This is a genomic window from Nocardioides sp. GY 10127 (genome assembly GCF_004919085.1).
Lineage (GTDB): Bacteria > Actinomycetota > Actinomycetes > Propionibacteriales > Nocardioidaceae > Nocardioides.
Genome location: NZ_STGL01000008.1, coordinates 56,459 through 78,412, shown reverse-complemented (window position 1 = coordinate 78,412; position 21,954 = coordinate 56,459). Strand labels below are relative to the sequence as shown.

The 21,954-nt window shown below is 70.8% G+C and carries 19 protein-coding genes; 18 read left to right on the top strand and 1 reads right to left on the bottom strand.

Features of this window, described 5'->3' with window-relative positions; genetic code table 11:
• Positions 1-24: 24 nt before the first annotated feature.
• The 4 genes from nusG (at position 25) to E8D37_RS15035 (ending at position 3,518) form a co-directional block, all read left to right on the top strand.
• Complete coding sequence (gene nusG, locus E8D37_RS15050; RefSeq protein WP_136570630.1) at positions 25-858, top strand: transcription termination/antitermination protein NusG; 834 nt, start codon at positions 25-27, stop codon at positions 856-858.
• A 193-nt stretch (positions 859-1,051) separates the two neighbouring features.
• Positions 1,052-1,480, top strand: a complete 429-nt coding sequence (gene rplK, locus E8D37_RS15045; protein ID WP_136570629.1) for a 50S ribosomal protein L11 — start codon at positions 1,052-1,054, stop codon at positions 1,478-1,480.
• Between the two features lie 119 nt (positions 1,481-1,599).
• Positions 1,600-2,313, top strand: a complete 714-nt coding sequence (rplA, locus tag E8D37_RS15040) for a 50S ribosomal protein L1 (RefSeq protein ID WP_136570628.1) — start codon at positions 1,600-1,602, stop codon at positions 2,311-2,313.
• Positions 2,314-2,441: 128 nt separating this feature from the next.
• Positions 2,442-3,518, top strand: coding sequence for an SAM-dependent methyltransferase (locus E8D37_RS15035; RefSeq protein WP_136570627.1), 1,077 nt, complete (start codon positions 2,442-2,444; stop codon positions 3,516-3,518).
• Positions 3,519-3,552: 34 nt separating this feature from the next.
• Here E8D37_RS15035 and E8D37_RS15030 read toward each other — a convergent pair whose 3' ends face one another.
• Positions 3,553-4,833, bottom strand: coding sequence for an aminotransferase (locus E8D37_RS15030; protein WP_136570626.1), 1,281 nt, complete (start codon positions 4,831-4,833; stop codon positions 3,553-3,555).
• 314 nt (positions 4,834-5,147) lie between these two features.
• On the opposite strand from E8D37_RS15030, the gene rplJ reads away from it, so the two are divergent.
• The 14 genes from rplJ (at position 5,148) to rpoB (ending at position 21,920) form a co-directional block, all read left to right on the top strand.
• Positions 5,148-5,786 (top strand): 50S ribosomal protein L10, encoded by a 639-nt coding sequence (gene rplJ / locus E8D37_RS15025; protein WP_136570624.1) that lies wholly within the window; start codon positions 5,148-5,150, stop codon positions 5,784-5,786.
• A gap of 86 nt (positions 5,787-5,872) precedes the next feature.
• Entirely contained in the window at positions 5,873-6,265 is a 393-nt protein-coding gene (gene rplL, locus E8D37_RS15020) for a 50S ribosomal protein L7/L12 (RefSeq protein ID WP_136570623.1), read from the top strand.
• A 315-nt stretch (positions 6,266-6,580) separates the two neighbouring features.
• On the top strand, positions 6,581-7,534 hold the full coding sequence (locus E8D37_RS15015; RefSeq protein ID WP_136570622.1) for an ATP-binding cassette domain-containing protein: 954 nt from the start codon (positions 6,581-6,583) through the stop codon (positions 7,532-7,534).
• Positions 7,535-7,541: 7 nt separating this feature from the next.
• Positions 7,542-8,324: an ABC transporter permease gene (locus E8D37_RS15010; RefSeq protein WP_136570621.1), complete on the top strand. Its 783-nt coding sequence runs from the start codon at positions 7,542-7,544 to the stop codon at positions 8,322-8,324.
• Between the two features lie 10 nt (positions 8,325-8,334).
• Complete coding sequence (locus E8D37_RS15005) at positions 8,335-9,162, top strand: ABC transporter permease (protein ID WP_136570620.1); 828 nt, start codon at positions 8,335-8,337, stop codon at positions 9,160-9,162.
• Positions 9,163-9,164: 2 nt separating this feature from the next.
• Positions 9,165-10,445 carry an MCE family protein gene (locus tag E8D37_RS15000; protein WP_136570619.1) on the top strand — a complete coding sequence of 427 codons (1,281 nt, stop codon included), beginning with the start codon at positions 9,165-9,167 and terminating at the stop codon, positions 10,443-10,445.
• On the top strand, positions 10,442-11,488 hold the full coding sequence (locus E8D37_RS14995; RefSeq protein ID WP_136570618.1) for an MCE family protein: 1,047 nt from the start codon (positions 10,442-10,444) through the stop codon (positions 11,486-11,488). The genes E8D37_RS15000 and E8D37_RS14995 overlap by 4 nt, the downstream gene beginning before the upstream one ends.
• On the top strand, positions 11,485-12,516 hold the full coding sequence (locus E8D37_RS14990) for an MCE family protein (protein WP_136570617.1): 1,032 nt from the start codon (positions 11,485-11,487) through the stop codon (positions 12,514-12,516). The genes E8D37_RS14995 and E8D37_RS14990 overlap by 4 nt, the downstream gene beginning before the upstream one ends.
• On the top strand, positions 12,513-13,676 hold the full coding sequence (locus E8D37_RS14985; protein ID WP_240770478.1) for an MCE family protein: 1,164 nt from the start codon (positions 12,513-12,515) through the stop codon (positions 13,674-13,676). Before E8D37_RS14990 ends, E8D37_RS14985 begins: the two co-directional genes overlap by 4 nt.
• Positions 13,673-15,238: an MCE family protein gene (locus E8D37_RS14980; RefSeq protein ID WP_136570616.1), complete on the top strand. Its 1,566-nt coding sequence runs from the start codon at positions 13,673-13,675 to the stop codon at positions 15,236-15,238. The genes E8D37_RS14985 and E8D37_RS14980 overlap by 4 nt, the downstream gene beginning before the upstream one ends.
• The gene (locus E8D37_RS14975; RefSeq protein WP_136570615.1) at positions 15,235-16,533 is read left to right on the top strand and encodes an MlaD family protein; all 1,299 of its coding nucleotides are present in this window, start codon (positions 15,235-15,237) and stop codon (positions 16,531-16,533) included. The genes E8D37_RS14980 and E8D37_RS14975 overlap by 4 nt, the downstream gene beginning before the upstream one ends.
• 53 nt (positions 16,534-16,586) lie before the next feature.
• A complete protein-coding gene (locus E8D37_RS14970; RefSeq protein ID WP_136570614.1) occupies positions 16,587-17,249 on the top strand; it encodes a hypothetical protein in 663 nt (220 codons plus the stop codon).
• On the top strand, positions 17,246-18,073 hold the full coding sequence (locus E8D37_RS14965; protein WP_136570613.1) for a J domain-containing protein: 828 nt from the start codon (positions 17,246-17,248) through the stop codon (positions 18,071-18,073). Before E8D37_RS14970 ends, E8D37_RS14965 begins: the two co-directional genes overlap by 4 nt.
• A 382-nt stretch (positions 18,074-18,455) precedes the next feature.
• Entirely contained in the window at positions 18,456-21,920 is a 3,465-nt protein-coding gene (rpoB, locus tag E8D37_RS14955) for a DNA-directed RNA polymerase subunit beta (protein WP_136570612.1), read from the top strand.
• Positions 21,921-21,954: the final 34 nt, after the last annotated feature.

Here is a 21,954-nt window from a genome sequence, read left to right as displayed (position 1 = left end):
GGAGGCCCCGGTCCCGTCGAGCTGATGGAGCATCACGTGTCGGAGCAGTACGAGTCGGAGCAGGTCGACCTGGTCGAGGAGACCGAGGTCGAGCCTGGTGACGTCGCTGCCGAGGACCTCGTCGACGACCAGGTCGACGCCGACGTCGAGGACGTCGCGGTCGAGGACGAGCCCGCCGACGAGGACGCCGTCGAGGACGAGGCCACCGAGGACGAGGCCGACGAGGACGACCCGCTCGAGGCGTTCCGCCGCGAGCTGTGGGCGAAGCCGGGCGACTGGTTCGTCGTGCACACGTACTCGGGCATGGAGAACCGGGTCAAGCAGAACCTCGAGAACCGCATCATCTCCCTCAACATGGAGGACTACATCCACGAGATCGTGGTCCCCACCGAGGAGGTCGCGGAGATCAAGAACGGCCAGCGCAAGATGGTCAAGCGGACCGTCCTGCCCGGCTACGTGCTCGTCCGCATGGACCTCACCGACGAGTCCTGGTCCGCCGTCCGGCACACGCCGTCGGTGACCGGCTTCGTGGGCAACTCCCACCAGCCCGTCCCGCTGACCATGACCGAGGTCGAGGACATGCTCCGCCCGGCCGTCATGGCCCGCGTCGAGGCCGAGGCCGCCGCTGCCGGCGCCTCGCAGCCCGGTGGCTCCTCCGCCCCGCAGGCCAAGAAGCCGATCGAGGTCGCCGACTTCGCGGTCTCCGACTCCGTCATGGTGGTCGACGGTCCGTTCGCCACGCTGCACGCCACGATCACCGAGATCAACGCCGAGTCGCAGCGCGTCAAGGCCCTGGTCGAGATCTTCGGTCGCGAGACCCCGGTCGAGCTGTCCTTCAGCCAGATCCAGCGCGTCTGAGCGACCCACGCCCACGAGGACCCGGCAGCCCGCGAGGGTGCCGGGTCCTCGTCGGTCCGGGGCCCCGGGCACTCCCGGTTTGGGCTCCTGCGGCACCACGCCGCACAATGAACGCTGCGCCCGGCGACGGGCGCAGGTGGCAGAGAGCCCGACGGGGCCCTCGTCATGACCACGAGACAGAAAGAGAAGCATCATGCCTCCCAAGAAGAAGATCTCTGCACTGGTCAAGGTGCAGCTGCAGGCCGGCGCCGCGACCCCGGCCCCGCCGGTGGGTACCGCTCTCGGTCCCCACGGCGTCAACATCATGGACTTCTGCAAGGCGTACAACGCCCAGACCGAGTCCATGCGCGGCAACGTGATCCCGGTCGAGATCACCATCTACGAGGACCGCTCGTTCACCTTCATCACGAAGACCCCGCCGGCGGCGGAGCTCATCAAGAAGGCTGCTGGTCTGCAGAAGGGCTCCTCGGTCCCGCACAAGGACAAGGTCGGCAAGCTGACCAAGGACCAGGTGCGCGAGATCGCCCAGACGAAGCTGCCCGACCTCAACGCGAACGACATCGACGCCGCGATGAAGATCGTCGAGGGCACCGCCCGCTCCATGGGCGTCACCACCGACTGAGGACCCCCGCCGACGCACCCCTGCGTCACCGCTCGGTGACGCACGCGTCTGCTCCCACCTGTGGCAGGGCCGCGCTGGCCCACACGACCACACCTGGAACAGAGAAGAGAGACCAGACCATGCAGCGCAGCAAGAGCTACCGCGCAGCCGTGGAGTCGTTCGACACCGCCGAGCTGCACGCCCCGCTGGCCGCGATCAAGATCGCGAAGGGCTCCAGCAAGAAGAAGTTCGACGAGACCGTGGACGTGGTCATGCGTCTCGGCGTCGACCCCCGCAAGGCCGACCAGATGGTGCGCGGCACCGTCAACCTGCCCCACGGCACCGGCAAGACCGCCAAGGTCCTCGTCTTCGCCGTCGGTGACAAGGCCCAGGCCGCCCTCGACGCCGGTGCCGACGAGGTCGGTGGCGACGAGCTGATCGAGAAGGTGGCCGGCGGCTACCTCGACTTCGACGCCGTCGTCGCGACCCCGGACCTCATGGGCAAGGTCGGCCGCCTCGGCCGCGTGCTCGGCCCCCGCGGCCTCATGCCGAACCCCAAGGTCGGCACCGTCACCCCGGACCCGGCCAAGGCCGTGACCGACATCAAGGGCGGCAAGATCGAGTTCCGCGTGGACCGTCACGCCAACCTGCACTTCATCATCGGCAAGGCGTCCTTCGACGAGAAGGCGCTGGCGGAGAACTACGCCGCCGCCCTCGAGGAGGTCCTGCGACTCAAGCCGGCCGCCTCCAAGGGCCGCTACGTCAAGAAGGTCACCTTCTCGACGACGATGGGCCCCGGTATCCAGGTCGACCCCAACGTGACCCGCAACATCGCGGAGTCCGAGGAGGCCTGAGCCTCGCGCTCACCTCGAGCAGCATCCTGACGACGGCCCGTCGCGCCCCCTCCGGGGCCGGCGGGCCGTCGCCGTTGTCCCGCACCCCGCGCCGTCCCGTCCCCACCCGCACCCCAGCAGGAGTCCCCGTGAGCACCTGGGCCGTCCTCGTCCGCCCGTCGGCCAACCGCGTCTACGCCGACGCCACGCCCGCCCTCCTTCTCGCGGAGGCACAGGTGCTGGCCGCCACGGCCCTGGCCGGCGTCCTGGACGACGTCCGGCTGGAGACGATGGGCGGGCTGCCCTACCTGGTCCTGCGCACCCGGGACGTCGAGCTCGACGAGCGCACGCGCGCCCACCTGGGGCTGCTCTCGGGCGGGTACGCCCTGTTCGAGCTGGAGGACGCCGGCTTCGGACCCGCACTGCTCCCGACCGAGCCCGCCGACGTCCGGACCCTGGACGAGGACCTCCTCACCATCCAGAAGTACGTCGGCAAGACCAACGAGCTCTTCACCCGGCTCCTGCTCAACCTCACGGTGTGGGCCTCGGCCACGCCGGACGGGCTGCTCCCCGCCGCGCTGTCCGGGCGGCGGCGCAGCACCCGCGTGCTCGACCCGATGTGCGGGCGCGGCACGACCCTGCACGCCGCCCTCGTGCACGGCTGCGACGCCGACGGCCTCGACGTCGACGGCAAGGCGTTCGACGCCCAGGCGGCCTACCTCAAGACCTGGCTGCGGACGAAGCGGCTCAAGCACACCGCGGACGTCTCGCCGCTCAAGCGCGACGGCGAGCGCCTCGGCCGGCGGCTGGCCGTCGAGCTGGCCGCGGACAAGGACGCGTGGAAGGAAGGCCGCACCCAGCACCTGACGGTGGTGGAGGCGGACACCCGGCGCGCCGCGGACGTCTTCCGGGCCGGGAGCGCCGACGTGCTCGTCACGGACGCCCCCTACGGGGTCCAGCACGGCTCCCACGGCCGGGACGGCGGGCGCAGCCGCGGCCCCGCGGAGCTCCTCGCCGAGTCCCTCCCGGGCTGGCGGCGGCTGCTGCGTCCCGGGGGAGCCGTCGGCATCGCCTGGAACACGCACGTCGCGCCGCGCGAGCAGGCCCTGGAGCTCCTGGCCGCGGCCGGGCTCGAGCCGCTCGACGACGGCCCGTGGCAGGGCTTCCGCCACCGCGTGGACGCCGGGATCGACCGCGACGTGGTCGTCGCGGTCAACCCCGGCTGAGCGACCCACCCCGGCTGGGGCGGGCCGCCGGCGATCAGCTGCTGAGCTTCTCCGCGGCGGCGAGCGCCACGCAGGTGGCCACGCCCGCCATGGCGGTCTCGACCTGGTCCAGCGGCGGGAACGTCGGGGCGAGGCGGATGTTGCGGTCGCGCGGGTCGTTGCCGTGCGGGAAGGCCGAGCCGGCGGGGGTCAGCGCGATGCCGGCCTCCTTGGCGAGCTGGACGACCCGGGTCGCGGTGCCGTCCACGACGTCCAGGTTCACGAAGTAGCCGCCCGTGGGGCGCGACCACTCGGCGACGTCCAGGCCGTCCAGCGCCTCGGTGAGGGCGTCCTCCACGGCAGCGAACTTCGGGGCGATGATGTCGCGGTGCTTGCGCATGTGCGCGCGCACGCCCTCGGCGTCGCCGAAGAACTCCAGGTGGCGCAGCTGGTTGACCTTGTCCGGGCCGATCGAGGCCATGGCGAGGTGCTTGAGGAACCAGGCCTTGTTCAGCGGCGACATCGCCATCACCGCCACGCCGGCGCCGGCGTAGGTGATCTTGGACGTCGAGGCGAACAGGATCGGCCGGTCGGGGTTGCCGTTGGCCGCCGCGATGGAGAGCGCGTCGGCGCTCTTGATCTCGTCGTCGGTGAGGTGGTGCAGCGCGTAGGCGTTGTCCCACATGATCCGGAAGTCGGGGGCCGCGGTGGGCATCGACATGAGCGCGGTGGCGACCTCGACCGAGCAGGTGGAGCCGGTCGGGTTCGCGTAGGTCGGGACGATCCACATGCCCTTGACCGACGGGTCGTCGGCGACGAGGGCCTTGACCGCCTCCACGTCCGGGCCGTCGGCGTTCATCGGGACGGTGACCATCTCGATGCCGAGGTCGGCGAGCAGCGTGAAGTGGCGGTCGTAGCCGGGGACGGGGCAGATGAACTTCACCGTGCCGGCGTCCTTCCACGGCTGGTCGACGCCCGCGGCGCCCCACAGCACGAGGCTGGTGACGGTGCGGTGCATCATCTCCAGGCTGGAGTTGCCGCCGGCGATGAGCTGCTCGGTCTCGACGCCGAGGAGCTCGGCGAAGAGGGCGCGGAGCCCGAGCAGGCCCTCGAGGCCGCCGTAGTTGCGGACGTCGGTGCCGGTGGCGTCCTTCGTCGTGGTCGGCAGGCCGAGGAGACCGTCGGAGAGGTCGAGCTGCTCGGCGGACGGCTTGCCACGCGTGAGGTCCAGCTTCAGCCCGCGCTCGACGAGCTGGGCGTAGTCGGCCTGGGTCTTCTCGAGGAAGGCCGCCAGGTCCGCGGGGGCGAGCTGGGCGAGCGGCGTACGGTCGGTCATGGCTCCGATCCTGCCAGTCGTCCGCCCCGCGGCACAGGTGGCGCCGAGGTCCGGACGGGTGGGCCCGCGCGCGGACCCGTGCCGATTTGGCGGCACCGCGCGACGTCCCTACTCTGGAGCCCGTAACCAGAGACCGCCGGTCGTCCCCCTGCGCGAGCAGGAGGACCGAAGGCCTCGCGAGAAGCGAGCGACCCGCGCAGGATACAGAGCACAGACTCGGTACCTCGTACCGCTTCCACGCCCTGGGCCTGCGCCCGGGGCCGTTCGTCTTTCCCGGGACGTGTGGCGGCTCTCCGACCGATGTAAGGAGACCCATGGCGCGGGCAGACAAGCAGGCGGCCGTCGCTGACATCGTTGAGCAGTTCAACGAGTCCGCGGGTGCCGTGCTGACCGAGTACCGCGGTCTCACCGTGAAGGAGCTGCAGGACCTCCGCCGCTCCCTCGGCGAGAACGCCACGTACGCCGTGGTCAAGAACACGCTGGCCAAGCTGGCCGCCAAGGAGGCCGGGCTCGCCGGCTTCGACGACCTGCTCACCGGCCCCACCGCCATCGCCTTCATCTCGGGCGACGTCGTGGAGGCCGCGAAGGGCCTGCGTGACTTTGCCAAGGCCAACCCCACCCTCGTGATCAAGGGTGGAGTCCTGGACGGCAAGGCTCTCGACGCTGCCGAGGTGGCCAAGCTGGCCGACCTCGAGTCGCGCGAGGTCCTCCTGGGCAAGATGGCCGGCGCCATGCTGGCGTCGCTGTCCCAGGCCGTCTACCTCCTCAACGCGCCGATCGCCCAGGCCGCCCGTCTCGCGGGTGCGCTCCAGGCGAAGGCCGAGGAGGACCCCTCGATCCTCGCAGGTGGTGCCGGCACGCCGGTCGCCGCCGAGGAGGCCCCGGCTGCTGCCGAGGCCCCCGCCGACGAGGCCCCCGCGGCCTCCGACGAGGGCGACACCGCCGAGGCGTGACCCTCCGGGTCACCCACGGCTACCACCACCTGAAACCCCGGACGGCGCCCGCGACGGGCGCCGACCACAGCTGAAAGGACGCCACCATGGCGAAGCTGAGCACCACCGAGCTCCTCGACGCGTTCAAGGAGATGACCCTCATCGAGCTCTCCGAGTTCGTGAAGGAGTTCGAGGACACCTTCGGCGTCACCGCGGCCGCCCCGGTCGCCGTCGCCGCCGCCCCCGCTGCCGGCGGTGCCGCCGGTGGCGAGGCCGCCGCTGAGGAGAAGGACGAGTTCGACGTCATCCTCGAGGCCGCTGGTGACAAGAAGATCAACGTCATCAAGGAGGTGCGCGCCCTGACCTCCCTCGGCCTGAAGGAGGCCAAGGAGCTCGTCGAGGGTGCCCCCAAGGCGATCCTCGAGGGCGCCACCAAGGAGGCCGCGGAGAAGGCCAAGGAGGCCCTCGAGGGCGCCGGCGCCACCGTCACCCTCAAGTGACCCCGTCCCCGCGAGGGGACACCTGCACCACACCGCCGAGGGCGGTCACCCCACCGGGGTGGCCGCCCTCGCGGCATTTCCCCACCCCTCCCACCGGTCTCGACCAGTACCCCCTCGGGTACCCGGATGTCTCCGCCCGGTCGGCGCCCTGCCGACGTGTCAGGAAGACCTGGTGACCCCGGTCACTACAAGTGCGTGACGCGGACGACATTTCGTGCGTAACCTCGCGCCGGTGACGCCGTTGTTACCGGCAGGTCAGGACACGGCGCCGCTCAGGCGGCGCGACCGCCGGGGACCACGGGAGGGAGGAGCACCATGGGTGTGGAGATCAGGGTCGAGCACCTGACGAAGTCGTTCGGCAAGCAGCTGATCTGGGGGGACGTCACGCTGACGGTGCCCGCCGGGGAGATCTGCGTGATGCTGGGCCCGTCGGGCACCGGCAAGTCGGTCTTCCTCAAGTCGCTCATCGGCCTGCTGAAGCCGGACCGGGGCTCGATCGTCATCGAGGGCACGGACATCGCCTCCTGCTCCGAGCGGGACCTCTACGAGATCCGGAAGCTGTTCGGCGTCCTGTTCCAGGACGGCGCGATGTTCGGCTCCATGAACCTCTACGACAACGTGGCGTTCCCGCTGCGCGAGCACACCCGCAAGTCCGAGTCCGAGGTCCGCTCCATCGTGATGGAGAAGATGGACCTGGTGGGCCTGGTGGGCTCCGAGGACAAGCTGCCCGGTGAGATCTCCGGCGGCATGCGCAAGCGCGCCGGCCTGGCGCGGGCGCTGGTCCTCGACCCCGAGATCGTGCTCTTCGACGAGCCGGACTCCGGCCTGGACCCGGTGCGCACGGCGTTCCTCAACCAGCTGATCGTCGACCTCAACGCGCAGATCGACGCCACGTTCCTCATCGTCACCCACGACATCAACACCGCGCGCACGGTGCCCGACAACATCGGCCTGCTCTACCACAAGCACCTGGCCATGTTCGGGCCGCGCGAGATGCTGCTGAGCTCGGAGGAGCCGGTCGTGCGCCAGTTCCTCAACGCCCAGCGCGTCGGCCCCATCGGCATGTCGGAGGAGAAGGACGCCGACGAGCTCGCCGCCGAGGCGGACCAGGAGCTCCCGCCGCTGCCGCCCATCCCGCTCCAGCTCGAGCCCTCCAACGGCATCCCGCGCCGCAGCCAGCGCGAGCCGGGGGAGTGGTGCCGCGAGAACGGCATCACCCCGCCCCCGGGCTCGTTCGCGCCGGGCATGGCGATGGCGACGGGGGCCTGAGACAGCGATGCCCTCCACCACCGCCCGCCTGCTCGCCCCGGTGGGAGCCGCGGGCAGCCTCTTCGCCTTCGCCCTCGACGTGGGGCGCGGGCTCTTCCGGCGTCCCTTCCAGCTGCGGGAGTTCATCCAGCAGGCCTGGTTCGTGGCGTCGGTGACGATCGTCCCGACCGCCCTCGTGGCCATCCCGTTCGGCGCCGTCATCGCCCTGCAGGTCGGCGGCCTCATCCGCCAGTTCGGCGCCGAGGCGTTCACGGGCGCGGCGTCCGTGCTCGCGGTCGTCCAGCAGGCGGCCCCCATCGCCACCGCGCTCCTCATCGCCGGCGCCGGCGGGTCGGCGATCGCCGCCGACCTCGGCGCCCGGAAGATCCGCGAGGAGCTGGACGCGATGATGGTGCTCGGCATCGACCCGATCCAGCGCCTCGTCGTGCCCCGCGTCCTCGCGACCATGCTCGTGGCGGTCTTCCTCAACGGCCTGGTGAGCGTCGTCGGCGTGGCCGGCGGCTACGTCTTCAACGTGGTGCTCCAGGACGGCACGCCCGGCGCCTACATCGCCTCCTTCACCGCGCTGGCCCAGCTGCCCGACATCTGGATCGGCCTGATCAAGGCGATGATCTTCGGGCTCATCGCCGCCGTGGTGGCCTCCTACAAGGGCATGAACGCCGGCGGTGGGCCGAAGGGCGTCGGCGACGCGGTCAACGAGTCCGTCGTCATCACCTTCCTGCTGCTGTTCGTCGCCAACTTCGTCCTCAGCGCGATCTACCTCCAGGTCGTGCCCCCGAAGACGGGCTGAGGGGGACGACGTGGCCGACCTCAAGGCGATCTACACCAAGCCGCTGGGCGCGCTGGACGACCTCGGCGCCCAGCTGTCCTTCTACCTGCGCGCGCTCGCGGCGACCCCGCGCACGGTGCGCCGCTACTACAAGGAGATCCTGCGCATCCTGGCCGAGGTCACCCTCGGCTCCGGCTCGCTGGCGGTCATCGGCGGCACCGTGGGCGTCATCGTCTCGATGACGTTCTTCACCGGCGCCCAGGTCGGCCTGTCCGGGTACGCCGCGCTCGACCAGCTCGGCACCGCCCGGTTCGCCGGCTTCGTCTCCGCCTACTTCAACACCCGCGAGATCGCGCCGCTGGTGGCCGGCATCGCGCTGGCCGCCACCGTGGGCTGCGGCTTCACCGCCCAGCTCGGCGCCATGCGCATCTCCGAGGAGATCGACGCCGTCGAGGTCATGGCGATCCCGTCGATGCAGTACCTCGTGAGCACCCGCATCGTCGGCGGCCTCGTGGCGATCGTGCCGCTCTACGTGGTGGGCCTGCTCTCCTCCTACGTGGCCACCCGGCTCACCGTCACCGGCCTCTACGGCCAGTCGTCGGGCACCTACGCGGACAACTTCACCAAGTTCCTCGCGCCCGAGGACGTCCTGTGGTCGTTCGGCAAGGTCCTCGTCTTCGCCGTCACCGTCATCCTCATCCACTGCTACTACGGGTACACCGCCAGCGGCGGCCCGGCGGGCGTCGGCGTGGCCGTGGGCCGCGCGGTGCGGACGTCGATCGTCGCCGTCAACGTCCTCGACCTGATGCTCTCCATGGCCATCTGGGGCACCACGACCACGGTCAGGCTGGCGGGCTAGCCGTGCTCCTGTCCCGCGCCCGCGTCCTGGGCCTCGTCTTCCTCGCGCTGCTCCTGGTGGCGGTGTGGCTGACGTACGCCCAGTTCACCGGCAAGTTCCGCGACTACACCACGGTCACGCTGCGCACGACGCACGCCGGGCTCCAGCTGCCCCGGCGCGGCGACGTGAAGATCCGCGGGGTGATCGTGGGCGAGGTGATGTCGTTCGACGTCACCTCCGAGGGCGTGGACGTCGAGCTCGGGCTCTTCCCGGACGCCACGAGCGAGATCCCGGCCAACGTCTCGGCCTACATCGTGCCCAAGACGCTGTTCGGCGAGAAGTACGTCAGTCTCCAGTCCCCGGACGACCCCGCCGGACCGATCCAGGCGGGTGACGTGATCACCCAGACCCGCCTCTCCACCGAGGTCGAGGAGGTCCTGGACGACCTCTACCCGCTGCTGCGGACCGTCCGCCCCGCCGACCTCAACGCGACCCTCAACGCGCTGGCGACCGCGCTCGAGGGCCGGGGCGAGGCGCTGGGCCAGAACATCGTGACGCTGGACCGCTACCTGCGCCGGCTCAACCCGCAGCTGCCGAAGCTGATCGAGGACCTCCGGCTGACCGCCAAGGTGTCGGACCTCTACGCCGACGTGCTGCCGGCCGTGGGGCAGATCCTCGACGACACGGTCACCACGACGACCACCCTGCGCGACCGCGAGGACACGCTCAACGCGCTCTTCACCGACGTCACCGCGTTCTCCGGGACGGCCCGCACGTTCCTCCGGGACAACGAGGACAACCTGATCAGCCTGGGGCAGGTCTCCGAGCCGCAGGTGCGACTGCTGGCCAAGTACGCCCCGGAGTTCTCGTGCCTGGCCAAGGGCCTGGTCAACGCCGGGAAGATCCAGTCCCAGGCCTGGCGCAACCACACGCTGCACATCGTGCTCGAGACCCTGCCGAACCAGCCGCGTGCCTACACCGCCGCCGACGTCCCGCGGTACGGCGAGACGCGCGGGCCGAGCTGCCTGCACCTGCCGAACCCGCCCTTCAGCCAGGAGAACCCGCTGCGCGCCCAGCCGAACATGGACGACGGCGTCGACGAGCCGACGGGGAAGGGGACGTCGCGGGTCACGCCCAGCTACTTCTTCCGCACCTCCGGCGGCCGGGCCGGCTCGATCGCGGAGACGGACCTGCTCAAGTCGCTCCTGGCGCCCGGGATGGGCACCACGACCGAGGACGTGCCGGACCTCGGGGCGCTCCTCGTGGGCCCGATGGCGCGCGGCGCGGAGGTGAGCCTCGGATGAAGCTCCTCGACGCCCGCACCACCGCCGACCTGGTCAAGCTCGGCATCTTCATCCTGGTCACCACCCTGGCCACGGCCCTGCTCGTGGTCACGGTCGGCAACCTCTCCTTCGCCGAGACCCGGCCCGTGCGGGCCACCTTCACCGACGCGACCGGCGTCGTGGCCGGCGACGACGTCCGGGTGGCCGGCGTGAAGGTCGGCAGCGTCACCGACGTGGACGTGGTGGACGGCCACCTGGCGATGGTCCGGTTCGACCTCCAGACCCAGGTGCCGGTCACCGACGTCACGCACGCGACGATCCGGTACCGCAACCTCGTCGGGCAGCGCTACATCTCCCTCGACCAGCGGCCCGACGGCCCGGAGGTCGACCTGGGCAGCGAGGACGGCGAGCCCGTCATCGACGTCTCCCAGACGGCGCCGGCGCTCGACCTCACCGTCCTCTTCAACGGGTTCAAGCCGCTGTTCCAGGCGCTGAGCCCCGCCGACGTCAACCAGCTCTCCTACGAGATCGTCCAGGTCTTCCAGGGGGAGGGCGGCACCCTGGAGAGCCTGCTCGGGCACACCGCCTCGGTCACGCAGACGCTCGCCGACCGCGACCAGGTGATCAGCAGCCTCATCGACAACCTCAACGAGGCGCTCGACCACCTCGCCGACCGCGACGACCAGCTCTCCTCGCTCATCGTGACCTTCAAGCGCCTGGTGCACGGGCTGAAGACGGACCGGGGCCCGATCCTCGACTCCCTCACCCAGATCTCGCTGCTGTCGGAGAAGACGGCCGGGCTCGTCACGGACGTGCGGGAGCCGCTCGTCGGCGACATCCGCCAGCTGCGTCGCCTGACCAAGAACATCGACGACAACGCCCCGGAGCTCGACCGTGCCCTCCAGGTCCTGCCCGTGAAGCTGAACAAGATCGGTGGCACCGCCACCTACGGCTCCTGGTTCAACTTCTACCTGTGCCACTTCGAGGCCGACGTGAAGCTGCCCGGCGGCAGCACAAGGAAGCTGAACTACGACACCGGGACGGCGAGGTGCGACCTCGGATGAGCAAGCCGTTCCGCGAGCGCAACCCCGTCATCGTCGGCGCCGTCAGCCTCCTCGTGCTGGCGCTGCTGCTGGTGGTCGCCTTCCGCGCCCAGGACCTGCCCCTCATCGGCGGCGGGCAGGACTACTACGCCGAGTTCAGCGAGGCCGGCGGTCTCAAGGTGGACGACGAGGTCCGCATCGCCGGGGTCCGCGTCGGCGAGGTCCGCAGCATCGAGCTGGACGGCGACAAGGTCCGCGTCGGGTTCCGGATCAGCACCGACGACACCTTCGACACCGACGCGCACGCCTCGATCCGGGTCAAGACGCTGCTCGGCGACATGTTCCTGGCCGTCGAGCCGACGGCGACGGACAGCTCCGGTGGCTCGGGTGACTCGGGTGACTCCGGCCAGGACCTCTCCACCATGCAGCCCGGCGGCACGATCCCGGAGGCGAACACGACCTCGCCCTTCGACGTGGTGGACGCGTTCACCGGCCTGGCCAGCACGGCCGACCGGATCGACACCGACCAGCTCTCCCGGTCGCTGCGCACGCTCGCCGACCTGACCCGCGACACCCCCGAGGAGTTCCGCGGGGCCCTGGCCGGCGTCTCCGCGCTCTCCTCGACGCTGGCGTCCAAGAACGAGCAGATCAACACGCTGCTGGTGAACCTGCGGCGGCTCTCGACGGTGCTGGACGCCCGCGACGAGGACATCGTCGCGCTGATGAAGGACGCCGATGTGCTGTTCCGGGCCCTGGTGCAGCGGCGGGCGGCCGTCCACCGGCTGCTGGTCTCCACCTCGCGTCTCTCGCGGGAGCTGACGGCGCTGGTCAAGGCGTCCCGCAAGGACCTGGCGCCCGCCCTGAGCAACCTCGAGTCGGTCCTGGACGTGCTCAACAAGAACGAGGACAACATCGACGACAGCCTGCGGCTGATGGCCCCCTTCTACCGGGTCTTCGCCTCCACGCTGGGCAACGGCCCGTGGTTCGACACCTACATCCAGAACTTCCCGCCGGTCGCCGACCTGGCGAACGGGGGTGGGGTGTCGTGACCTCCGCCCTGCGCACCCTGCGTCTTCCGCTGCTCGGCCTGGTCGTCCTCGCGGTCGTGGTGACCGGCCTGGTCCTCGTGCTCGACCGCGGCGGGGAGAAGACGGTGACCGCCCGCTTCACCTCTGCCGCCCAGCTCTACGAGGGCAGCGACGTCCGCATCCTCGGCGTCCCGGTCGGCAGGATCACCTCCGTGACCCCCGACGGCACCGACGTCGTGGTGACGATGGAGTACGACGAGGACGTCGACGTGCCGGCCGACGCCAAGGCCGTCATCATCTCGCCGTCCGTCGTCGGCGACCGCTACGTCCAGCTCACCCCGGCCTACACCGGCGGCGCGACGATGAAGTCGGGCGCGGAGATCGGCACCGACCGCACGGCCGTCCCCCTGGAGCTGGACCAGGTGTACCAGAGCCTCGACGACCTCACCGTCGCCCTCGGGCCCGACGGCGCCAACAGCGACGGGGCCCTGAGCGACCTCCTCGTGCAGACCGCGCGGAACTTCGGCGGCCAGGGCGCGTCCTTCCGCCAGACGCTGAGCGACTTCGCCGACCTCACCACCACCCTCGACGACAACTCCGACGACCTCTTCTCGGCCTCCTCCGAGCTCCAGCAGTTCCTCGAGACCCTCGCGGACAACGACACCACCGTGCGGCGTTTCAACTCCTCGCTCGCGGACGTCTCGACCATGCTCGCCGGCGAGCGCACCGACCTGGCGAAGGCCCTCTCGCAGCTGGCCACGGCGCTGGGGCACGTGCGGCGCTTCGTCCAGCAGAACTCCGACGGCCTGAGCACCGACATCAAGGGCCTCAACCGGGTCGCCAAGGTGCTCGTCAAGCAGCGCGCCGCGCTCGACGAGACGCTCGGGACGGCGCCGCTGGCGCTCAACAACCTCTACCTCACCTACAACCCGCAGGCCGGCACGCTGGACACCAACGCCAACCTGGCGATGCTGGGCGACCAGATCCAGACCGACCCCGCGCTGGTCCTGTGCACGGTCGCGGAGTCGGTGGACGACACCGGCGGCCTGTGCGACGCGCTGAAGGGGGTCCTGCCCAGGCCCGGCGCGCTCGCGGCCCTGCGTGGGAAGAAGCAGCAGGCCAGCGCCTCGGACGTGCTCTCCGACGCGACGCTCGGCGGACTCGTGGAGGTGCAGCAGTGACCCGCACGCCCGCCCGCACGCCCGCCCGCGCCCGCGTCCGCGCCGCCCGGCTGCTCGTCCTCGCGCTCGTCCTGCCGCTGCTGCTGTCCGGCTGCGGACGCAGCTTCGACGTCTACTCGCTGCCGCTGCCCGGCGGCCCCGACCTCGGGGACGACCCGATCACCGTGACCGCCCGCTTCCGCGACGTCCTCGACCTCGTGCCCCGCTCGACCGTGAAGGTCGACGACGTGACGGTCGGGGAGGTCACCGACGTCCGGCTCGCCCAGGACGGCGAGACCGCCGTGGTGACGATGCGGCTGCGCAGCGACACCGACCTGCCCGCCGACCCCGTCGCCCAGCTGCGCCAGACGAGCCTCCTCGGCGAGAAGTTCGTCGAGCTCGACGCCCCCACCGACGGTGGCACCGGCTCACTCGCCGACGGCGCGGTCATCGGCCTCGCCGACACCGGCCGCAACCCGGAGGTGGAGGAGGTGCTCGGCGCACTCAGCCTCGTCCTCAACGGCGGCGGCGTGGCCCAGCTGAAGACCATCGCCACCGAGCTCAACACCGCCCTGGACGGCCGCGAGGGCGACGCCCGCGACCTGCTCCTCCAGGTGCGGACGCTGGTGCGCACCCTCGACGACAACAAGGCCGACATCGTCGACGCCATCGAGCGGCTCGACCGCCTGGCCAAGGAGGTGCGCCGCCAGCAGCCGTCGATCGACTCCGCGCTGGAGGAGCTGCCCTCGGCCCTGACCTCGCTCAACCGTCAGCGCGACGACCTGGTGCGGATGCTCAAGGCGCTCGACCAGCTCTCCGACGTCGGGGTGCGGGTGATCCGCGAGACCCAGGCCTCCACGGTCGCCACCCTGCGCAACCTGCGCCCGGTGCTGGGCGAGCTGGCGAACTCGGGCGACGCGCTGGTGAAGTCCTTCAACGTCTTCCTCACCTACCCGTTCGTCGACGAGGTCGTGGGCCGCAACCCCCAGGTCGCGCGCAACCTGCACATGGGCGACTACACGAACCTCTCGATCGAGATGGACCTCGACCTCTCCCTCGGCATCCCGGGCCTGCCCACCGAGATCCCCACGGCGCTGCCCACGCTCGTGCCCTCCGAGATCGACCCGACGAAGATCGTGGACGACGTGGCGCAGTGCATCGCCAGCGGCGACCTCACCTCGAAGGCCTGCCAGGCGGTGCTGGCCGACGCCGAGGCCCTCGCCCAGCTGCGCGAGGACTGCGCGAAGCCGAAGAACGCCGACGCCACCGTGTGCGTGCTGCTCAACCAGGTGCCCGGCCTGCCGGGCGGGGGCTCGTCGTCCTCGGGCTCGGGGAACGGGGGCGTCCTGCCCTCGATCCTGCCGTCCGTCTCGATCCCCGGCCTCGGCCGCGCCGGCGTGGACGCCCTGCGCACCCCGGCGCAGGTGGGCAGCGGTTCCTCCGCCTCCTCCACCGAGGCGGGGAGCGGGGTCACCATGGGCCAGCTCAGCACCGCCTTCGACGCCGACCTCGTGGCGCTGCTGGTGCCCGGGATGGTGCCGGGGACGGGCTCCGCCGCCGACGGACAGGGGGCCGGCCAGTGATCACCCGCCGCACCCGCATCCAGCTGTTCGTCTTCGCCCTCATCACGCTGCTGGGCTGCTCCTACGTGGGGGCGACCTACGCGCAGCTCGACCGGTTCTTCCGCGACACCAGCTACGAGGTGGTCGCGCACTTCGCCGACTCCGGCGGCGGCATCTTCGCCGGCGGGCAGGTCACCTACCGCGGGGTGCCGGTCGGCCGCGTCGACGAGCTCACGCTCACCGACGACGGGGTCGACGTGCACCTGCAGATCGACAAGGACAAGGACACGATCCCGGCCGACACGCTCGCGGTCGTGGCGAACGCGTCGGCGGTCGGCGAGCAGTACGTCGACCTCCAGCCGCAGAGCAAGGGCGAGCCGTACCTCGAGGACGGCTCCGAGATCGACACGGCCGACACCGCCGTCCCCATCGCCACCGAGAAGCTGCTCGGGGACGTGGCCCGCACCGTGTCGTCCGTGGACCGCGACGCCCTGCGCACGACCGTGAGCGAGCTCGGCACCGCGTTCGGCGGCAGCGGGGAGGACCTCTCCCGCATCCTCGACGACGGCGGCGACTTCATCCAGAAGGCCGACGACAACTTCCAGGTCACCACCGACCTGATCCGGGACGCCAACACCGTGCTCAAGGGGCAGCTCGCCTCGGAGGACGACATCCGCACCTTCGCCCGGCAGCTGCGGCTCTTCACCCGCACCCTCGCGGGCGCCGACCCCGACCTGCGCCGCGTCATCGACGAGGGCGGCTCGACCGCCCGGGTGCTGCGCACCTTCCTCGAGGACAACGGCGTCGAGCTCGGCGACCTCATCAACAACCTGGTCACCACCGGGCGCGTGGTCCGGCGGCACCTGGACGGGGTCGAGCAGCTGCTCGTCATCTACCCCTACGTGGTCGAGGGCGGGTTCACCGTGGTCTCCAAGAGCCCCACGACGGGCCTCTACGACGCCCACTTCGGCCTCATCATCACCGACACCGCGATGTGCCACGAGGGCTACGAGGGGACCAGGGTCCGGACCCCCGCGCAGCGCGGGAACAGGGAGATGAACACCGACGCCCGGTGCACCGAGGCGCCCACGCAGTCCAACCCCCGAGGAGCGCAGAACATCTACCCGCGAGCCGCCGCCGACTACGACCCCGACGACGTCGTGGCCAGCTACGATCCCGACACCGGTGACCTGACGTGGGGCGGGGTGCCGGCCGACGGCACGGACGCCTCCACCGCCGTCCCGGACACCCTGGCCGGCAACGCCTCCTGGCTGTGGCTGGACCCGCTGGGCGCCGGCTCCGGGGGGCAGGGATGACCCGCGTGGACGCCGCCGAGGCACCCGCCCGGGAGAGCGCGAAGGAGAGCACCGTGACCGACGCCGACCTGCCCGTCGGGATGTCGGACGGACGCCGGCGGGTGACCCGTCGAGGCGCGCTGCTGCGCCGCTTCCTCCTGCTCGACCTCGTCCTGCTGATCGTCGCCTCGCTCGGGGTGACCGCCTGGCTGGTCCACTCCCGCACCCCCTCCGACCAGCCCCTCGGCAGCCGGGTGAGCGCCGTGCTCACCGGGCGTGACGACGTCCAGGTGACCCGCGACCAGGTGGCCGAGGCGGCGCGGGCGTTCATGCTCCGGGTCAACACCTACGGCCCCGGCGAGCTGGACGACGACGGGACGATGCCGGACTACCGGGCCGACGTCTCGGCGCTGCTCACGCCCGCCTTCTCCGCGGAGTTCGACAAGCAGGTGACGGTGGCCGAGGCGACGGTCGCGCAGGCCGGGCTCGGCCGGACCACCGAGGTGTACTCCGTCGGCGTCTCCTCGCTGGCCGACACGAAGGCGGTCGCGCTGGTGACCGGCGAGTTCACCAACACCTACCCGGGCAAGAAGGGCAAGCGGGTCGAGGACGAGTCGGCCCCCTACCGGGTCGAGGTCACCCTGCGCCTCATCGACGGGGAGTGGCTGGTCGACGACTTCACCCCGGTCACGGGCGCGGGCGTCACGTCCGGGTCGACCGACGGGAGCGGCTCGTGAGCGGCCCGACCTGGTACGACGTCCTCGGGATCGAGCCCACGGCCGGGGCGGACGAGGTGCGCGCCGCCTGGCGGCAGGCGCTGGCCGACCTCGACCCCGGCGACCGGCGCGCCAAGCTCGCCACCGAGGCCGCCGAGGCCCTCCTCGACCCGGACCGCCGGGTCGCCTACGACGCCACGCTGGCGGCGGCCCCCGTGGAGACCTCCGCGGAGACCCGCGTCGCGACCACCGCCACCGCCACCGCCGCCACCGAGCCGCCTGCCGAGCCGGCCGCCGGCCCCACGCGGAACGACGAGCCGGCCACCGGCTGGGTGCCGTCGGGCTGGCTGCTGGCCGCGGTCGCGCTGCTGGCGGCGCTGTGCGTGGGGGGCACCGCCGCGGTGGCCGCCCAGCCCCACCACCGCGTCATCCAGGGCGACGCGGGCACGGTCGAGGCGGACGCCGCCGAGGCCCAGGCCGCCGCCGAGCGCGCCGTGGGTCCGATCCTCAGCTACGACTACCGGACGATGGACGAGGACGCCGCGCGGGCCCGCACGTTCCTCACCGACTCCTACGTCGAGGACAGCTACGACCCGCTGTTCGCCGTCCTGGAGGAGAACGCCCCGAAGACGAAGACCGTCGTGGGGCCGGTCGACGTGGTCGACTCCGGCATCGTCCGGGTCGGTGACGGACGCGTCCAGGTGCTCGTCCTGTGCAACCGTCAGCGGACGAACGCGCAGGTCACCACCCCCGACGTCTTCCAGGACCAGCTGACCCTGACCATGGTGGAGACCGACGGGGAGTGGCTGGTCGACGACATCACCACCACCCCGCTGGGCGACTGACCGCGAGGCCGGCCGGGGGCGCTCACAGGAGCGCTCACAGGAGCGCTCACAGGAGCGCTCACTGGAGCGCTCACTGGGGCGCAGGCGGAGGCGCCGGCGGGGGAGCGGTGCGCCGGGGCGGGACCCCTCCGGCGGCTCACCGGGGGCTCACAGGGTGGCGCGACACGCGCTGCCAGTTGTGCCGAACCGCTTGACCGCGCCGTCCGCCGCCCGCATCATCGTCCGGACGGGGCTACCGGGCCCCCTCCCAGGTGTTGTGGTGAATGTCCCCCTCGGGTACTGTTGCGCTTTGCGCCTGCCCTCAAATGCCTGAAGCCTGCCCGGTGGCTCTCTGAGTGGGGGGCGGCGCCATTCGATGAGCTGACCTGTCGAAGGATGACTCTTGGCTGCGCCTGCCACCCCTGGTATCTCCCGCCGCACCTCGTTCGCAAAGATCTCTGAGCCCCTGGCTCTCCCCCAGCTCCTCGCCCTGCAGACCGACAGCTTCGACTGGCTGATCGGCAACGAGAAGTGGCTGGCGGAGGTCGACCGCCGCCGCGACGTCGGCGAGGACGTGTCCGAGAAGTCGGGCCTGCAGGAGATCTTCGAGGAGATCTCCCCCATCGAGGACTTCAGCGAGACCATGTCGCTGTCGTTCGACAACCCGGTGTTCTACGACCCGAAGTACACCGTGGACGAGTGCAAGGAGAAGGACTTCACCTACTCCGCGCCCCTGTACGTCTCCGCCGAGTTCACCAACAACGACACCGGTGAGATCAAGGGCCAGACGGTCTTCATGGGCGACTTCCCGCTCATGACCAACAAGGGCACCTTCGTCATCAACGGCACCGAGCGCGTCGTCGTCTCGCAGCTCGTGCGCAGCCCGGGTGTCTACTTCGAGCGCGCCGCCGACAAGACGTCCGACAAGGACATCTACTCCGCCAAGCTCATCCCGAGCCGCGGCGCCTGGCTCGAGTTCGAGATCGACAAGCGCGACCTCGTCGGCGTCCGTCTCGACCGCAAGCGCAAGCAGAACGTCACCGTCCTGCTCAAGGCGCTCGGCTGGACGAACGAGCAGATCCGCGAGGAGTTCGGCGAGTACGAGTCGGTCATGCTGACCCTGGAGAAGGACAACACGGCCAACCAGGACGAGGCGCTGCTCGACATCTACCGCAAGCTCCGCCCGGGCGAGCCGCCGACGCGCGAGGCCGCGCAGACGCTGCTGAACAACTACTACTTCAACCCGAAGCGCTACGACCTGGCGAAGGTCGGCCGCCACAAGATCAACAAGAAGCTCGGTCTGGTCGAGGCGTTCGACCAGCAGACGCTGACGGTCGACGACATCGTCGCCGCGATCAAGTACATCGTCGCGCTGCACGACGGCCGCACCGAGCTCGAGACCCCGCAGGGCACCCTCGAGATCGCGTCGGACGACATCGACCACTTCGGCAACCGTCGCATCCGCACGGTCGGCGAGCTGATCCAGAACCAGCTCCGCACGGGCCTCGCCCGCATGGAGCGCGTCGTCCGCGAGCGCATGACCACGCAGGACGTCGAGGCGATCACGCCGCAGTCGCTGATCAACATCCGCCCGGTCGTCGCGGCGCTGAAGGAGTTCTTCGGCACCTCGCAGCTCTCGCAGTTCATGGACCAGACGAACCCGATCGCCGGCCTGACGCACAAGCGTCGCCTCTCGGCGCTGGGCCCCGGTGGTCTGTCCCGCGACCGCGCCGGCATGGAGGTCCGTGACGTCCACCCGTCGCACTACGGCCGCATGTGCCCGATCGAGACCCCTGAGGGTCCGAACATCGGTCTGATCGGCTCGCTGGCCTCCTTCGGCCGGATCAACCCGTTCGGCTTCGTCGAGACGCCCTACCGCAAGGTCGTCGACGGCCAGGTCACGGACAAGATCGACTACCTCAGCGCCGACGACGAGGACCACTTCGTCATCGCGCAGGCGAACGCCGTGCTGGACGAGGAGGGTCGCTTCGTCAACGAGCGCGTCCTGGTCCGCCAGCGCGACGGCGAGGTCTCCGAGCTCCTCGCCGGCGAGGTCGACTACATGGACGTCTCGCCGCGCCAGATGGTGTCGGTCGCGACCGCCCTCATCCCGTTCCTCGAGCACGACGACGCGAACCGCGCGCTCATGGGCGCCAACATGCAGCGTCAGGCCGTCCCGCTGATCCGCAGCGACGCGCCGCTCGTCGGCACGGGCATCGAGTACCGCGCCGCCGTGGACGCCGGTGACGTCGTCACCGCCGAGGCCGCCGGTGTCGTCAAGGAGGTCTCCGCCGACCTGGTGGAGACCCTCAACGACGACGGCACCTACTCCTCCTACCGGATGGCCAAGTTCCGCCGGTCGAACCAGGGCACCTGCATCAACCAGCGCCCCCTGGTCAAGGAGGGCGACCGCGTCGAGGTCGGCTCGCCGATCGCCGACGGTCCCTGCACCGACGACGCCGAGATGGCCCTCGGTCGCAACCTCCTCGTGGCCTTCCTGCCCTGGCAGGGTCACAACTACGAGGACGCGATCATCCTCTCCCAGCGCCTGGTCCAGGAGGACCTGCTGACCTCGATCCACATCGAGGAGCACGAGGTCGACGCCCGCGACACCAAGCTGGGCCCCGAGGAGATCACCCGGGACATCCCGAACGTCTCCGAGGAGGGTCTGGCCGACCTCGACGAGCGCGGCATCATCCGCATCGGCGCCGAGGTCACCACCGGTGACATCCTCGTCGGCAAGGTGACGCCCAAGGGCGAGACCGAGCTGACCCCCGAGGAGCGCCTGCTCCGCGCGATCTTCGGCGAGAAGGCGCGCGAGGTGCGCGACACCTCCATGAAGGTCCCGCACGGCGAGTCCGGCACCGTCATCGGCGTCCGGGTCTTCGACCGCGAGGACGGCGACGAGCTGCCCCCGGGCGTGAACCAGCTGGTCCGCGTCTACGTGGCGCAGAAGCGCAAGATCTCCGTGGGTGACAAGCTCGCCGGCCGTCACGGCAACAAGGGCGTCATCGCCAAGATCCTGCCGATCGAGGACATGCCGTTCATGGAGGACGGCACCCCGGTCGACGTGATCCTGAACCCGCTGGGCGTCCCGCGACGGATGAACATCGGCCAGATCCTCGAGCTCCACCTCGGGTGGCTGGCCAAGCAGGGCTGGGACCTCAACCTCTCCGGCGCTCCGGACGACATCGCCTGGAAGCAGCGCCTGCGCTCCATCGGCCTGGAGACCTCCGAGCCAAACACGAAGCTGGCCACGCCGGTCTTCGACGGTGCGCTCGAGGACGAGATCACCGGTCTGCTGGGTGCGACCCTGCCGAACCGTGACGGCGACCGCCTGATCGACGAGACCGGCAAGGCGCGGCTCTTCGACGGCCGCTCCGGCGAGCCGTTCCCGGAGCCCGTCGCGGTGGGCATGAAGTACATCCTGAAGCTGCACCACCTGGTCGACGACAAGATCCACGCGCGCAGCACCGGCCCCTACTCGATGATCACGCAGCAGCCCCTGGGCGGTAAGGCCCAGTTCGGTGGCCAGCGGTTCGGCGAGATGGAGGTCTGGGCGATGGAGGCGTACGGCGCCGCCTACGCCCTCCAGGAGCTGCTCACGATCAAGTCGGACGACGTCCCGGGTCGTGTGAAGGTCTACGAGGCCATCGTCAAGGGCGAGAACATCCCGGACTCCGGTATCCCCGAGTCCTTCAAGGTCCTCGTCAAGGAGATGCAGTCCCTCTGCCTGAACGTCGAGGTGCTGAGCCAGGACGGGTCGCAGATCGAGCTGCGCGACGCGGAGGAGGACGTCTTCCGCGCCGCCGAGGAGCTCGGCATCGACCTGTCCCGTCGCGAGCCCAGCAGCGTCGAGGAAGTCTGAGCCGGTGAGGCGCCGGGCGGGTGAGACCCCCGCC

Excerpts from the sequence above, each read along its gene's own strand:
- nusG (WP_136570630.1), top strand. The coding sequence starts at position 25 with ATGGAGCATCACGTGTCGGAGCAGTACGAGTCGGAGCAGGTCGACCTG.
- E8D37_RS14995 (WP_136570618.1), top strand. The coding sequence starts at position 10,442 with ATGAAGCTCCTCGACGCCCGCACCACCGCCGACCTGGTCAAGCTCGGC.
- E8D37_RS15010 (WP_136570621.1), top strand. The coding sequence starts at position 7,542 with ATGCCCTCCACCACCGCCCGCCTGCTCGCCCCGGTGGGAGCCGCGGGC.
- rplJ (WP_136570624.1), top strand. The coding sequence starts at position 5,148 with ATGGCGCGGGCAGACAAGCAGGCGGCCGTCGCTGACATCGTTGAGCAG.
- rplK (WP_136570629.1), top strand. The coding sequence starts at position 1,052 with ATGCCTCCCAAGAAGAAGATCTCTGCACTGGTCAAGGTGCAGCTGCAG.
- rplL (WP_136570623.1), top strand. The coding sequence starts at position 5,873 with ATGGCGAAGCTGAGCACCACCGAGCTCCTCGACGCGTTCAAGGAGATG.
- E8D37_RS15015 (WP_136570622.1), top strand. The coding sequence starts at position 6,581 with ATGGGTGTGGAGATCAGGGTCGAGCACCTGACGAAGTCGTTCGGCAAG.
- E8D37_RS15030 (WP_136570626.1), bottom strand. The coding sequence starts at position 4,833 with ATGACCGACCGTACGCCGCTCGCCCAGCTCGCCCCCGCGGACCTGGCG.
- rplA (WP_136570628.1), top strand. The coding sequence starts at position 1,600 with ATGCAGCGCAGCAAGAGCTACCGCGCAGCCGTGGAGTCGTTCGACACC.
- E8D37_RS14990 (WP_136570617.1), top strand. The coding sequence starts at position 11,485 with ATGAGCAAGCCGTTCCGCGAGCGCAACCCCGTCATCGTCGGCGCCGTC.